This window comes from Streptomyces sp. NPDC018019 (assembly GCF_044327805.1).
Lineage (GTDB): Bacteria > Actinomycetota > Actinomycetes > Streptomycetales > Streptomycetaceae > Streptomyces.
On record NZ_JBIRGD010000018.1, the window covers coordinates 73,957 to 88,368 of the forward strand.

General features: G+C 72.2%; 12 protein-coding genes. 4 read left to right on the forward strand and 8 right to left on the reverse strand.

All coding sequences use genetic code 11. The annotated features are described in order from the left end of the window. Positions 1-5 precede the first annotated feature (5 nt). From alaS to ACH4FX_RS27355, 3 genes are read right to left on the reverse strand one after another with little or no spacing between them, the layout of a single operon-like run. Positions 6-2,675 (reverse strand): alanine--tRNA ligase, encoded by a 2,670-nt coding sequence (gene alaS, locus ACH4FX_RS27345; RefSeq protein WP_398483267.1) that lies wholly within the window; start codon positions 2,673-2,675, stop codon positions 6-8. Further along, positions 2,675-3,028 (reverse strand): DUF6167 family protein, encoded by a 354-nt coding sequence (locus ACH4FX_RS27350; protein WP_398483269.1) that lies wholly within the window; start codon positions 3,026-3,028, stop codon positions 2,675-2,677. The genes alaS and ACH4FX_RS27350 overlap by 1 nt, the downstream gene beginning before the upstream one ends. Before the next feature lie 8 nt (positions 3,029-3,036). Next, the gene (locus ACH4FX_RS27355; RefSeq protein ID WP_398483271.1) at positions 3,037-3,471 is read right to left on the reverse strand and encodes a DUF948 domain-containing protein; all 435 of its coding nucleotides are present in this window, start codon (positions 3,469-3,471) and stop codon (positions 3,037-3,039) included. A 168-nt stretch (positions 3,472-3,639) separates the two neighbouring features. Here ACH4FX_RS27355 and ACH4FX_RS27360 point away from each other — a divergent pair, with 168 nt between their 5' ends. Then, entirely contained in the window at positions 3,640-5,871 is a 2,232-nt protein-coding gene (locus tag ACH4FX_RS27360; RefSeq protein ID WP_398483273.1) for an ATP-binding protein, read from the forward strand. Positions 5,872-5,926: 55 nt separating this feature from the next. On the opposite strand, the gene rpsD is transcribed toward ACH4FX_RS27360, so the two are convergent. Continuing rightward, positions 5,927-6,538, reverse strand: coding sequence for a 30S ribosomal protein S4 (gene rpsD, locus ACH4FX_RS27365; RefSeq protein ID WP_398483275.1), 612 nt, complete (start codon positions 6,536-6,538; stop codon positions 5,927-5,929). Between the two features lie 185 nt (positions 6,539-6,723). On the opposite strand from rpsD, the gene ACH4FX_RS27370 reads away from it, so the two are divergent. Next, positions 6,724-7,482 carry a DUF2470 domain-containing protein gene (locus ACH4FX_RS27370; RefSeq protein WP_398483470.1) on the forward strand — a complete coding sequence of 253 codons (759 nt, stop codon included), beginning with the start codon at positions 6,724-6,726 and terminating at the stop codon, positions 7,480-7,482. A gap of 131 nt (positions 7,483-7,613) precedes the next feature. On the opposite strand, the gene ACH4FX_RS27375 is transcribed toward ACH4FX_RS27370, so the two are convergent. The 4 genes from ACH4FX_RS27375 to ACH4FX_RS27390 form a co-directional block, all read right to left on the reverse strand. After that, positions 7,614-8,972, reverse strand: coding sequence for a replication-associated recombination protein A (locus ACH4FX_RS27375; RefSeq protein WP_398483277.1), 1,359 nt, complete (start codon positions 8,970-8,972; stop codon positions 7,614-7,616). Between the two features lie 87 nt (positions 8,973-9,059). Further along, positions 9,060-9,704 (reverse strand): vitamin K epoxide reductase family protein, encoded by a 645-nt coding sequence (locus ACH4FX_RS27380; protein WP_398483279.1) that lies wholly within the window; start codon positions 9,702-9,704, stop codon positions 9,060-9,062. 209 nt (positions 9,705-9,913) lie between these two features. Beyond that, entirely contained in the window at positions 9,914-11,176 is a 1,263-nt protein-coding gene (gene hisS / locus ACH4FX_RS27385; RefSeq protein ID WP_398483281.1) for a histidine--tRNA ligase, read from the reverse strand. 11 nt (positions 11,177-11,187) lie between these two features. Further along, positions 11,188-11,907, reverse strand: a complete 720-nt coding sequence (locus tag ACH4FX_RS27390; RefSeq protein WP_398483283.1) for an MBL fold metallo-hydrolase — start codon at positions 11,905-11,907, stop codon at positions 11,188-11,190. A gap of 155 nt (positions 11,908-12,062) precedes the next feature. Here ACH4FX_RS27390 and ACH4FX_RS27395 point away from each other — a divergent pair, with 155 nt between their 5' ends. After that, positions 12,063-12,893 (forward strand): peptidylprolyl isomerase, encoded by an 831-nt coding sequence (locus ACH4FX_RS27395; RefSeq protein WP_398483285.1) that lies wholly within the window; start codon positions 12,063-12,065, stop codon positions 12,891-12,893. Between the two features lie 252 nt (positions 12,894-13,145). Further along, entirely contained in the window at positions 13,146-14,375 is a 1,230-nt protein-coding gene (locus ACH4FX_RS27400) for a DUF349 domain-containing protein (protein WP_398483287.1), read from the forward strand. Positions 14,376-14,412: the final 37 nt, after the last annotated feature.

Consider the following 14,412-nt stretch of genomic DNA (forward strand, 5'->3'; position numbering starts at 1 on the left):
CACGCTCAGGCCGCCTCGGCCACGAGGCGCTCGACGGCCTCGATCGCCTCGGGCACCGCGGCGGCGTTCTGGCCGCCGCCCTGGGCCACGTCCGGCTTGCCGCCACCGCCGCCGCCGAGCGTCTTGGCGGCGGTACGGACCAGGTCACCGGCCTTGATACCGCGCTCGCGGGCGGCCTCGTTGGTGGCGATGACGGTGACCGGACGCCCGCCCGTCACGGTGAACAGGGCGACCACGGCCGGGCGGTCGCCCGGGATGCGGCCGCGCACGTCCAGGACCAGCTTGCGCAGGTCGTCGGCGGAGGTGCCGTCGGCGACCTGGCCGGCGGCCAGCGCGACGCCCCGTACGTCCTTGGCCTCCTGCGCCAGCCCGGCGGCGGCCTGGAGGACCTTCTCGGCGCGGTAGCGCTCGATCTCCTTCTCGGCCTCCTTGAGCTTGGCCAGCACGCCGGAGATCTTCTCGGGCAGCTCCTCGGGGCGGCCCTTGACCAGCTCGGTCAGCTGCGAGACGACGGTGTGCTCACGGGCGAGGAAGTGGTACGCGTCCACGCCGACCAGGGCCTCCACCCGGCGCACACCGGAGCCGATGGAGGACTCACCGAGCAGCTTGACCAGGCCGAGCTGGGCGGTGTTGGCCACGTGGGTGCCACCGCACAGCTCCTTGGAGAAGTCGCCGATGGTCACCACGCGCACCCGGTCGCCGTACTTCTCGCCGAACTCGGCGATGGCGCCCTGCTTCTTGGCCTCGTCCATGCTCATGACCTCGGCCTGGACGTCCAGTTCCCGGGAGAGCACCTCGTTGATGCGCTGCTCGACGTCGGTCAGGACCGTACCGGGCACGGCGGTCGGCGAGCCGAAGTCGAAGCGGAAGCGGCCCGGGGAGTTCTCCGAACCGGCCTGGGCGGCCGTGGGGCCGAGCGCGTCGCGCAGCGCCTGGTGGGTGAGGTGGGTGGCGCTGTGGGCGCGGGCGATGGCCCGGCGGCGCTTGACGTCGATGCTGGCGTACGCGGGCGAGCCGACCACGACCTCGCCGACCTGCACGACGCCCTTGTGGACCGTGACGCCGGGGACCGGCTGCTGCACGTCGCGCACCTCGACGACGGCGCCCGACTCCAGCCTGATGCGGCCGGTGTCGGCGAGCTGGCCGCCGCCCTCGGCGTAGAAGGGGGTGCGGTCCAGGACGACCTCGACCTCGTCGCCCTCCTGGGCCGCGGGGGCGGCCACGCCGTTGGCCAGCAGGCCCACGACGGACGACTCGCCCTCGGTGTGGCGGTAGCCGGTGAAGACGGTGGCGCCGGCGCGGTCGGCCACCTCGCGGTAGGCGGACAGGTCGGCGTGGCCGTGCTTCTTGGCCTGGGCGTCGGCCTTGGCGCGCTCCCGCTGCTCCTTCATCAGCCGGCGGAAGCCGTTCTCGTCCACCGAAAGGCCCTGCTCGGCGGCCATTTCGAGGGTGAGGTCGATGGGGAAGCCCCAGGTGTCGTGGAGCAGGAACGCCTTGTCGCCGGGGAGCACCGTGCCGCCGGCGGCCTTGGTCTCGGTGACGGCGGTGTCGAGGATGTTGGTGCCGGCCTTGAGCGTCTTGAGGAAGGCGGCCTCCTCGGCGAGCGCGACCGTCTCGATGCGCTTGCGGTCCTCCAGCAGCTCCGGGTACTGCTGGCCCATCGTCTTGATCACGACGTCCAGCAGGTCGGCGACGACCGGGCCGGTGGCGCCGAGCAGGCGCATGTTGCGGATGGCGCGGCGCATGATGCGGCGGAGCACATAGCCGCGGCCCTCGTTGCCGGGGGTGACGCCGTCGCCGATGAGCATCGTGGACGTGCGCATGTGGTCGGCGACCACGCGCAGCGACACGTCGGTGTCCGCGGCGGCGCCGTAGCGCACCCCGGTCAGGTCGCCGGCCTTGTCGATCACGACGCGCAGCGTGTCGGTCTCGTACATGTTGCGGACGCCCTGGAGGATCATCGCCAGGCGTTCCAGGCCGAGGCCGGTGTCGATGTTCCGGCTCGGCAGGTCGCCGAGGATCTCGAAGTCCTCCTTCGAGGTGCCCGCGCCGCGCTCGTACTGCATGAAGACCAGGTTCCAGATCTCCACGTACCGCTCGTCGTTGACGGCCGGGCCGCCCTCGACGCCGAACTCCGGGCCGCGGTCGTAGTTGATCTCGGAGCACGGGCCGCACGGGCCCGGGACGCCCATCGACCAGTAGTTCTCCTTCTTGCCCAGGCGCTGGATGCGCTCCTTGGGCACCCCGACGACCTCGTGCCAGATGCGCTCGGCCTCGTCGTCGTCCAGGTAGACGGTGATCCAGAGCTTCTCCGGGTCCAGGCCGTAGCCGCCGTCTTCCTGGGAGCCGGTCAGCAGCTCCCAGGCGTAGGTGATGGCGCCTTCCTTGAAGTAGTCGCCGAAGGAGAAGTTGCCGCACATCTGGAAGAACGTGCCGTGCCGGGTGGTCTTGCCGACCTCTTCGATGTCCGGCGTGCGCACGCACTTCTGGACGCTGGTGGCGCGCGGCCACGGCGGCTTGACCTCGCCGAGGAAGTACGGCTTGAAGGGCACCATGCCCGCGGGGACCAGCAGCAGCGTCGGGTCGTCCGCGATGAGCGACGCCGACGGCACGACGGTGTGCCCGCGCTCCTCGAAGAAGCGCAGCCAGCGGCGGCGGATTTCAGCCGACTCCATCAGTGGTCCTCATTTCCGGTCGGTCCGGTCGGTCCGGGTGTTCTCGTTCGGTGCTGCGTGATCTGGTACTGCGGCGTTTCGAGCGCGGCGCGGGAGCGCGCGGGGGGCAGCTCGCGCGCGTCGCCCCGGTCCGTCAGGCCCAGCGCTTCGTGGAGCTGGTCCTCACGGTCCGCCATTCCGGCGCGTACGTCCACTGCAAATTGGCGCAGCCGGTGTCCGGCCTCGACGGCCTTGTCGGCGGCCTGCGCCGCGAGGCTGTCGGGCTGGAGCTTGCGCAGCTTGCGGTTGACCTTGGTGGTGGCCCAGACCCCGGCGGCGGCGCCGGTGGTGAACCAGAATGCGCGGCGGAACATCGCGGCGATCAGTCCTTGGAGCGACGGTTGCGGCGCCCGCCACGGCGGGCGGCGGGCAGGGTACGGCCGACGACGGTGCGCTTCGGCTCGGGCGGTGCGCCCTTCCTGCCGATCGCGCGGCGCACGCCGTAGCCGAACGCCGCGACCTTGACCAGCGGTCCGCCGAACGCGGAGGAGACGGTCGAGGAGAGCGCGGAGGCGTTGGCGGTGACCTCCTGGACGTCGGAGGCGATGGCGTCGACCCGGGCGAGCTGGGTGTGCGCGGAGCGGACGGTCGCGGACGCGTCGGCCAGCAGCGGTACGGCCTGCTCGGACACCTCGGCGACCATTCTGGTCGTCGCCTTGAGTGTCTGTGCGAGCCTCACCAGCACGAGGGCGAGGAAGGACACGAGGATCGCCCAGAAGACGGCCACGAGGATCCCGGCCACCTCTCCACCGGACACGTTGGCACCACTCTCCGACTGATTTGGTCTGGTCCCGTCCTGCTCGAACGGCAGATCCCGAGCCTATCGCGCCGTGGGCGCCCGCCCGCACCGCACTGCCCGTGCGGCGCGGGGCCCACCGCCGGGCGATTGTACGGTCCGCACACCTGCGAGTACGCTCCGTGTCCCATGCGACGCCCCCTGCCCCGCTTTTCCTCCCCGCGCCTGCGGGTGCCCGGCAATCTGCCCGCGGAGCTGACCCGGTTCGTCGGCCGTGCCGGTGAACTCGCCGCGCTGGCCGGTCATCTGGAGGCCGCCCGGCTGGTGACGCTCACCGGGGTCGGCGGTGTCGGGAAGACCCGGCTCGCCCTCCAGGCCGCCACGATGTTGCAGGATCGCTTCTGCGACGGCGTGTGGCTGGTCGAACTGGCCCCGTTGCACCACGGCCACCTGCTGGACCACGCAGCCGCCGAAGCACTGGGCCTCGCCGACCACACGGGACGGCCGCCCCGCGCCGCGCTGCGCGACCACCTAGCCGGCCGCGAGCTGCTGCTCGTCCTGGACGGGTACGAGCACCTGGTCGACGACTGCGCCGACCTCGCCGCCGACCTGCTGCGGCGCGCGCCCGGCCTGCGCGTCCTGGCGGCGGGCCGCCGCCCGCTCGGCCTGCCCGGCGAGCAGAACCTGCCGCTGCCGCCGATGGACGGCCCGGACGCGGCGACCCTGTTCCACGACCGCGCGACGGCCGTGGTGCCCGGCTTCACGACGGACGCGTCGGGCGGGGCCGCCGTCACCGAGCTGTGCCGCCGGCTGGACGGCATTCCGCTCGCGCTGGAGCTGGCGGCGGGGCGGCTGCGGGCCCTGTCGGTCGAACAGCTGCTGCACCGGCTCGACGACCGCTTCCGGCTGCTGACCGGCGGCTACCGCGGCGGCCCCGCGAGCCCCTCGGCCCCGCTCCCCCAAGGGGGCCTCCCGTCCCGCCACCAGACGCTGCGGACGGCCATCGGCTGGAGCCACGAGCTGTGCACGCCCGCCGAGCGCCTGCTGTGGGCCCGGCTGTCGGTCTTCGCCGGGCAGTTCGACCTGGACGCCGCCGAGTACGTCTGCTCGGGCCCGGACCTGCCGGCGGACGAACTGGTCGACGTACTCGGCGAGTTGGTGGCCCAGTCGGTGGTCGTCCGGGAGGAGACCCCGGCGGGCCTGCGGCACCGGATGCTGGACACCGTCCGGGAGTACGGGGCCGGCTGGCTGGCCGCGACGGGCGACCTGGAGCGGCTGCGCCGACGGCACCGCGACTGGTACGTGGGCCTGGCCACCTGGTGCGAGCTGGACTGGTTCAGCCCGCGGCAGGCCGAGGTGGCCGCCCGCATCGAGTGCGAACTGCCGAATCTGCGAGTCGCCCTGGAATACAGCCTGGACAGTTCAGGAGACGCTCACCTGGGCCAGTACCTGGCGGGCACGCTCTGGTTCTACTGGGCCGGCTGCGGCCGGCTCTCCGAGGGGCGGCACTGGCTCGACCGCTCCCTGGAACTGGAGGGCGACCACGACGACGCCCGGCTGAAGGCGCTGTGGGTGGCCGGGTACGTGGCGGTGCTCCAGGGCGACACGGTCGGCGCGATGAGCGCTCTCCAGGAGTGCCAGGAGGGCGCGGAGCGCACCGGCAACGCCACCGCCGCCGCGTACGCCCTGCACCGCACCGGCTGCCTGGCGCTGGTCCGCGACGACATGCCGCGCGCCGAGCGGCTGCTGCGCGACGCGCTCGGCCGCTACCGGGAGATCGGCGAACTGAACAGCAACGTCCTGATGGGGCAGGTCGAACTGGCGATGGCGGTGGCCTTCCAGGGCGACCTGGCGCAGGCGGTACGGCTGTGCGAGGACGTACAGCAGGTCTGCGACGACCACGGGGAGCGATGGACCCTGGCGTACGCGCTGTTCGTGCTGGCCTACGCGGCCTGGAGCCGGGGAGAGATGCCACGGGCCCGTGCCCTGCTGACGGAGTGCCTGGCCATCGACCACGCCTTCCACGATCTGCTGGGCGCGGTCCTGGCCATCGAGCTGCTGGCGCTGGTCACACTCGGCGAGGGGGACGCGGCCGAGGCGGCGCGGTTGCAGGGCACCGCCGGGCGGATCTGGCCCTCGGTGGGGCTGCCGCTGTTCGGCTCGCGCTACTTCAACCAGCCGCACCAGCTGTGCGAGGAGCAGGCGCGGGAACTGCTGGGGACCGAGCGGTACGAGCACTGCCTGCGGGCCGGTGCCGGGCTGGACCTGGACGCGGCGGTCGCCCGGATCCTCGGCGACGGCACGGCGCCCCGTACAGGCGGTGCCGTACCGGGAGCGCGCGCCGCGGCCCCGGAACCGCCCCCGGAAACGCACGAACCCGCCGCCTCCCCCACCGGGAACGGCGGGGAGACGGCGGGCTGAGCACGCGGCGGGCCGCGCGCGCGGGGCGCGCAGCCGTGCGGTGACTACGCCAGGATCAACGGGCGTAGTACTCGACGACGAGCTGCTCGTCGCAGATCACCGGGATCTCCTTGCGCTGCGGGTCACGGTCCAGGCGGAACGCCAGGGCCTTGAGGTTGACCTGCAGGTAGCGGGGGGTCTCGCCCTCGGGGGCGTAGCCACCCTCACGCGCGACCTGGAAGGGATGCTTCTCGCGGCTGCGCTCGCGGACCATCACGACGTCGTCGGGACGGACGCGGAAGGACGGCTTGTCGACCTTGCGGTCGTTCACCGAGATGTGGCCGTGGACGACCATCTGACGGGCCTGGTAGATCGTCCGGGCGATGCCCGAACGCAGGACGAGCGCGTCCAGACGGCGCTCAAGCTCGATGATCAGGGCTTCGCCTGTCTTGCCTTCGACCTTCCGAGCGCGGTCGTAGGCGCGCACCATCTGGCGCTCGCTGATGTCGTACTGAGCGCGCAGACGCTGCTTCTCCAGCAGACGGACCTTGTAGTCACTGTTCTGCTTGCGGCCACGGCCGTGCTCGCCGGGCGGGTAAGGACGGGCCTCGAAGTACTTGACGGCCTTCGGCGTCAGAGCGATGCCGAGCGCGCGCGACTTCTTGACCTTGGGACGCGACTGGTTCACGTGGAACGGACCTCCGTGTAGGTTAGGTTAGGCTTACCTTACTGCGAGGAGAACGCATGTTTCGACCTGGGATCCCCCTGCCCGGTGCAGGTCAGAGCACCGGGATGGGTCAGCCGCGTCCCGTGGAAGACGCCCAGCAGCCAGCCGCCGCCGAGCGCGTACGAACCCTCGTCGAGTCCAATGGTATGGCCTCGCTGAGCATCCCCGGAATCGAGGACCCCGACGACGCCGGACTCTCCGCACCAGTATGCCGTACGGTCACCGCTGCCGGCGACGTGCTCCTGCTGGTTCCCGGGGACTCCGCGGCCGCCAGAGCCGCCGCACACGCCCAGGACGACGACCTCACCGCGGTGATGGAGATCACCGATGTGGCACCCGTCTCGATGCCCCACCGCATCCGCGGCCGGGCCTGGGTCGCGGGCTGGCTCACCCCCGTACGCAACGGGGAACGCGCCCGCGCCGCCATGCTGCTCGCCGAGCGGCACCCGGTCGGCGAGCTGCTCGGCATCGGCGAGGCGCTGCAGCCGGACCCGCCGCCGGGCATGTTCGGACGGCCCGCCTGGATGATGCTGCGCCTGGAGGTCGGCGAGGCGGCCGTGGACGATCTGTGGGGCGCGCAGGCCGTGCAGCCGGAGGAGTTCGCCGCGGCCGAGCCGGACCCGCTGGCGGCCCACGAGGCGGAGCTGCTCCAGCACCTGCACTCGGCCCACAGCGATCAGGTACGCGGTCTGTGCAGCCTGCTCGGGGACCGCGCGCAGCGCGTCTGCGGCTTCCGCGACCGGGCCGTGCCGGTGGCCCTGGACCGCTTCGGCCTGCGGGTGCGCTTCACCGACGCCGAGCACCGCTGCTTCGACGCCCGCTTCGACTTCCCGGACCCCGTCCGCGACGTCGCCGAACTCCGCCGGGCCATGCACACGCTGTTCGACGCGGCGGCGTCGGGATGAACCGCGTGGCCGTCGCCCCCGGACGGGCCGGATCGAGCCCGCCCGGGGGCACCTCCCGGCGGTAGCCGGGGGAAGCGGAGGACGGCCCTCGGCCGGGAGCAACGCGCACCCGGCGACGAAGCCGACCGCCGCTATCCCGGCTCCTCGCCGCGCAGGCGGTCCCGCACGCGCTCCGTCACGTCCGCGTACCGCGCCTCCGCGCCGTACCGCGTCGGCTCGTAATACCGCTTCCCGTGCACCGCGTCCGGTGCGTACTGCTGGGCCGCGATGCCGCCCGGCAGGTCGTGCGGGTACTGGTAGCCCTTGCCGTGGCCCAGCTTCTCGGCGCCCTTGTAGTGGCTGTCGCGCAGGTGCGGCGGCACCGGGCCCGCCAGCCCGGCCCGTACGTCCGCGAGCGCCGCGTCGATCGCCAGGTAGGCCGCGTTGGACTTGGGGGCCAGGGCCAGCGCGATCGTGGCCTGGCTGAGGGTGATCCGGGCCTCCGGGAAGCCGATCATCGCGACGGCCTGGGCCGCGGCCACCGCGGTCTGCAGGGCGGACGGGTCGGCCAGCCCGATGTCCTCGCTCGCCGAAATCATCAGCCGCCGGGCGATGAACCGCGGGTCCTCCCCCGCCTCGATCATCCGGGCCAGGTAGTGCAGCGCCGCGTCCACGTCCGAGCCGCGGATGGACTTGATCAGGGCGCTGGCGACGTCGTAGTGCTGGTCACCGGCCCGGTCGTACTTCACGGCCGCCCGGTTGACGGACTCCTCCAGCGTCTGGAGGGTGATCTCCTTCTCCCCCTTGGAGATCGCGGACCCGGCCCCGGCCTCCAGGGCCGTCAGCGCGCGGCGGGCGTCGCCGCCGGCGATGCGCAGCAGGTGCGCCTCGGTGTCCTCGGGCAGCGTGACCGCGCCCGCCAGCCCCCGCGCGTCGGTCAGCGCGCGCCGCAGCAGGCCGCGCAGGTCGTCGTCGGTGAGCGGTTCCAGCGTCAGCAGGAGCGAGCGGGAGAGCAGCGGCGAGATCACCGAGAAGTACGGGTTCTCGGTCGTCGCGGCGATCAGCGTCACCCAGCGGTTCTCGACGGCGGGCAGCAGGGAGTCCTGCTGGGCCTTGCTGAAGCGGTGGATCTCGTCGAGGAAGAGGACGGTCTCCTTGCCGTAGCCGCCGGAGGCGCGGCGGGCGCCGTCGATGACGGAGCGCACCTCCTTGACGCCGGCCGTGATCGCCGACAGCTCCACGAAGCGCTTGTTCGTCGCCTGGCTGACCACGTACGCGAGCGTCGTCTTGCCGATGCCGGGCGGCCCCCACAGGAAGACGGAGGACGGTCCGGCGGGCCCGCCGTCGCCCTCGCCGACCAGGCGGCGCAGCGGCGAGCCCGGCTTGAGCAGGTGCTGCTGGCCGACGACCTCGTCGAGGGTGCGCGGACGCATCCGTACGGCGAGGGGCGACCCCGTGGGGTCTTTCTCCTGGCGGTCTTCGGCAGCGGCGGTGAACAGGTCGGGCTCCACGCTTCAGAGCCTAGGCCACCCCACTGACAACGCCGTCGGGGGCCGGTCGGCGTCGGCGCCGGCCGGCCCCCCGCGGGGTCGCCCGCCTCAGATCAGGGAGCTCCAGTAGGACCACCACTTGGTGAGGATGAGCAGCGCGATCACGCCGTACCAGAGCACCGGCACGACCCAGTGGAACTCCAGCACCACCTTGCGCAGGCCCGCCGGCGCCGGGATGATCCCGTGCTTGAGGTTGTGCACGGTGGTGTACCAGAACATCAGGATCGTGACGCACCAGGTGAGCGTGCACCACAGGCACAGCGAGTTGATGACGTACAGCGACTGCGACATCAGCCACATGCAGAACACGGCGCCCGCGAGCGTGCCGATGTTCAGGCCGATCCAGTACCAGGCGCGGTAGCGGGCCCCGGCGAGCAGGCCGACGCCGATCCCGATGACCACGCCGAACGCGATCAGGCCGGCGACCGGGTTGGGGAAGCCGAAGACCTCGGCCTGCGGGCTCTGCATGACGCTGCCGCAGGAGACGATCGGGCTGAGGCTGCAGGCCGGCTTGAAGTTCGGGTCCTTCAGCAGCTCGATCTTGTCCATGGTGATCACCCAGGACGCGAGCAGCCCCAGGGCGCTGGTGATCACCAGCAGCCAGGCCAGGCCGCGTCCCGAGCCGGCCGTGCCGCCGCCCCGGCCGGGGTGGTCGTCGCCGGTGGACACGTCGTCAAGCGCTGTCGTGGTCATATCGCCGTTCCGTCGGTGCCGTGGGGAGTGAGCGGAGAGCGCGTGCCAACTGGCGCGCGCCGGGCCCTCATTCTGCCCCAACCGGACACGGGACCACTGTTCGATGCGCATAAAGGCCCCCTTCCGAGCCACCGCGCGGCGAGCGCGGTGGACGGCCGGAAGGGGGCCTCCTACCCGACGGCGGGCGCCCCGTACAGAGGCGGACGGGATCAGCCGAGCCGGCGGCGGACCTCTTCGACGACCGCGTCCAGCGCGACCGGCGTCTGCTCGCCGCTCTCCAGGTCCTTGAGCTGGACGACGCCTTCGGCCAGATCACGCTCACCCGCGACGACCGCGAAGCGGGCGCCCGAGCGGTTCGCCGACTTCATGGCGTTCTTCAGGCCCTTGCCGCCGTACGCGAAGTCGGTGGCGACCCCGGCCCGGCGCAGCTCGGTGACCGTGCCGAACAGCGTCCGCCGGGCCTCCTCGCCGAGCGGCACCGCGAACACGGCCGTGGTCGCGGGCAGCGCCGGCTCGACACCCTCGGCCTCCAGCGCGAGGACCGTGCGGTCCACGCCGAGCGCCCAGCCCACCGAGGGCAGCGCGGGGCCGCCGATCATCTCGGACAGGCCGTCGTAGCGCCCGCCGCCGCCGACCGCGGACTGCGAGCCGAGACCGTCGTGGACGAACTCGAAGGTCGTACGGGTGTAGTAGTCCAGCCCGCGGACCAGCTTCGGGTCGTCCTCGTAGGCGACGCCCGCCGCGGTCAGCAGCTCGCGCACCTGCTCGTGGTACGCCTTGCACGCCTCGCACAGGTGGTCGCGCAGCAGCGGCGCGCCCACGAGCTGCTTCTGCACGTCCGCGCGCTTGTCGTCGAGCACCCGCAGCGGGTTGATCTCGGCGCGGCGGCGGGTGTCCTCGTCCAGGTCGAGCCCGTAGAGGAACTCCTGGAGGGCCGCCCGGTAGACGGGACGGCACTCCTTGTCGCCGAGCGAGTTGAGCAGGATACGGAAGTTCTTCAGGCCCAGCGACCGGTAGGCGTCGTCGGCCAGGATGATCAGCTCGGCGTCCAGCGCCGGGTCCTCGGCGCCGATGGCCTCGGCGCCCACCTGGGAGAAGTGGCGGTAGCGGCCCTTCTGCGGGCGCTCGTAGCGGTAGTACGAACCGGAGTACCAGAGCTTGACGGGGAGGTTGCCCGCCTTGTGGAGGTTGGCCTCCAGGGCGGCGCGCAGTACGGAGGCGGTGCCCTCGGGGCGCAGCGCCAGTTGGTCGCCGCCCTTGGTCTCGAAGGCGTACATCTCCTTGGTCACGATGTCGGTGGACTCACCGACACCGCGCGCGAACAGCTCGACGTTCTCGAAGCCGGGCGTCTCGATGTACCCGTACCCCGACCGCTTGAGCGGCCCGGAGATGGCCTCGCGCACCGCGAGGAAGACCGCGGACTGCGGCGGGATCAGGTCGTAGGTGCCCTTGGGGGCCTTGAAGGTGCTCACGGAAGTTCTCGTCACATTCCTCGTCGCGGAGCCGGGCTGTGCGGTGCGCCGTCTCCGAGGCCGGCGGCCACCTCCCGCAGGAACGGGTTGGTGGCGCGCTCGCGGCCGATGGTGGTCTGGGGGCCGTGGCCGGACAGTACGACGGTCTCGTCCTGGAGCGGCAGGCACACGCGCTCCAGCGACCGCAGTATCTCGGCGTGGTCGCCGCCCGGCAGGTCGGTACGTCCGATGGAGCCGGCGAACAGCAGGTCGCCCGAGAAGAAGACCGGCGGGATGTCGGCCTGCTCGGGCATCCGGAAGGTCACCGACCCCTTGGTATGGCCCGGGGCGTGCGCGACGGAGAACTCCAGCCCGGCCAGCTCCAGCTTCGTGCCGTCGCCGAGCTCCTTGACGTCGTCCGGCTCGCCCACGGTCAGCTCGCCCATGAGCTGCTGCCCGATGGAGCGGCCGAGGGCCTTCTCCGGGTCGCTCATCATGTAGCGGTCCTCGGGGTGGATCCACGCGGGCACGTCGTGCGCGCCGCACACCGGGACGACCGAGGCGACGTGGTCGATGTGGCCGTGGGTGAGGACGACGGCGACGGGCTTGAGCCGATGCTTCTCCAGTGCTTCCTCGACGCCCGGTGCGGCCTGGTGGCCCGGGTCGATGATCACGCACTCCTCACCCGCGGCCGGGGCGACCAGATAACAGTTGGTCCCCCAGGCCCCGGCGGGGAACCCGGCAATGAGCACGTTCGTCCTCAACATTCGACAGCGGCGGACGGATCACCGGCGGCGATCCGGAAGATTTCGGCTGTTGGAGAGCCTACCGGCGGGACTCCCACCCGGGCGAACCCGTATACGGTACGGCCCACGGCAGACCTCAGCGCACACCTAGGAGACGACCGGTGGTCAGCAGCGATCAACGGCGGCGGCAGCTCGCCCGCGAGAAGTACGAGCGCCAGCAGCAGCGGCGGGAAGCGGCCCGGCGCAAGGCCAAGCGCCGCAACGTGATCGTCGCGTCGGCCGTGGCGGTCGCGCTGGCCGCGGGCGCGGCCGCGTACGCCTCGGTCGGGCTGGCGAGCGGCGGCGACGGCACCACGACGGACGCCGCGGCGCCGAGCCCGAGCAAGCCCGCCGACCCGTGCGGCAAGCCGGCCCCGGGCGCGCCGTCCAAGGAGCGCTGGAAGAAGGAGCCGGCGATGACCGTGGACACCTCCGCGTCGTACGCGATGAAGCTGGAGACGACCTGCGGCGACATCGGGATCAAGCTGGACGCCGCGAAGGCGCCGCACACCGTCAACTCGTTCAGCTTCCTGGCGGGCGAGAAGTTCTTCGACCACAGCAAGTGCCACCGGCTCGTCGACCAGGGCATCTACGTCCTCCAGTGCGGCGACCCGACCGGCACCGGCGCGGGCACGCCCGGCTACACGATCCCGGACGAGAACCTGAAGGACCCCCGGCTCAAGGGCGACGTCTACCCGGCGGGCACGGTCGCGATGGCCAACCGCTACGACGGCAAGAGCGACAAGACCCGCAACAGTGGCGGCAGCCAGTTCTTCCTCGTCTACCAGGACAGCAAGCTGCCCCCGAACTACACGCCGTTCGGCACCGTCACCGAGGGCATGGACGTCCTGAAGAAGATCGCCGGGGCGGGTTCGACGCCCGATCCGTCGACGGGCAACACCGCGCCGAACGCGACGGTGGTGATCAACCGGGCGACGGTCACGAAATCCTGAGCCGGCGCGCCCCCGGGCGCGCCGGAGCCGCCGTCGCGGTGTGCGAACCGCGAAATTTCGGTCGCGCTGGATGCGGACAGCCGGCCCGCCGGTCGCCTAGATTGGCGTTGTGTAGGGTGCCTGCTCCGACGGCTGCCACCCGCACCCGCAAGACACCCGTCGGACCGGCCGGGGCGCTGCCCCGCCGGACAGAAACTGTGGACGATGCCGGGGGGCGACGCGCTCTCGTCGGCATCATGTGGAGGAGGCGCTGTGAGCAGCGACCCATGGGGCCGCGTCGACGAGACGGGGACCGTGTACGTGCGTACCGCCGACGGCGAGAAGGTCGTCGGATCGTGGCAGGCGGGATCCCCCGAAGAGGCCCTCGCCTACTTCGAGCGCAAGTATGAGGGCCTGGTCGTCGAGATCGGCCTCCTCGAACGACGGGTCCGGACCACCGACCTGTCCGCCAAGGACGCAATGGCCGCCATCGACCATCTGCGGCAGCAGGTCGACGAGCACCACGCGGTGGGCGACCTGGACGCGCTGCGCAAGCGGCTGGACCAGCTCGTCACCGATGTCGAGGCGCGCCGCGAGGAGCGCAAGGCCCAGAAGGCGCGGCAGAGCGACGAGGCCCGGCAGGCCAAGGAGAAGCTGGTCGCCGAGGCCGAGGAACTGGCGGCCAGCGAGCAGTGGCGGGCGGCCGGTGAGCGGCTGCGGGCCCTGGTGGACACCTGGAAGGGCCTGCCGCGCCTGGACCGCAAGACCGACGACGAGCTGTGGCACCGCTTCTCGCACGCCCGCTCGGCGTTCTCCAAGCGGCGCAAGGCGCACTTCGCCTCGCTGGACGCCCAGCGCGAGGAGGCCCGCAAGACCAAGGAGCGGCTGGTCGCCGAGGCCGAGGCGCTGTCCGGCTCGACGGACTGGGGGCCGACCGCGGCCCGCTACCGGGAGCTGATGGCGGACTGGAAGGCGGCCGGCCGCGCCCAGCGCGAGCACGAGGACGACCTGTGGAACCGCTTCCGCGGCGCCCAGGACATCTTCTTCCAGGCGCGCAGCGAGGTGTTCGCGGAGCGCGACGCCGAGCAGCGGGAGAACCTGACGCGCAAGGAGGAGCTGGTCGCCGAGGCCGAGAAGCTGCTCCCCGTCTCGGACCTGAAGGCGGCGCGGGCCGCGTTCCGTTCGATCAACGAGCGGTGGGAGGCCATCGGGCACGTGCCGCGGGACGCCCGCCCGAAGATCGAGGGCCGGATGCACGCGGTCGAGCGCGCCATCCAGGAGTCCGAGGAAGCCGAGTGGCGGCGGACGAACCCGGAGGCGCGGGCGCGGGCGGCGGGCCTGACCGGGCAGCTCCAGGACGCGGTCGACAAGCTGCAGAAGCAGATCGACGCGGCGCGCGCGGCGGGCAACGACGCCAAGGCGGACAAGCTCGGGCGCGAGCTGGAGGGCCGGCAGGCGCTGCTGGACCAGGCGCTCAAGGGCCTTGAGGAGTTCGGCGGCTGAGAGTCGTACGCGAGGGCCCCGGTACGGATTGCCGTAC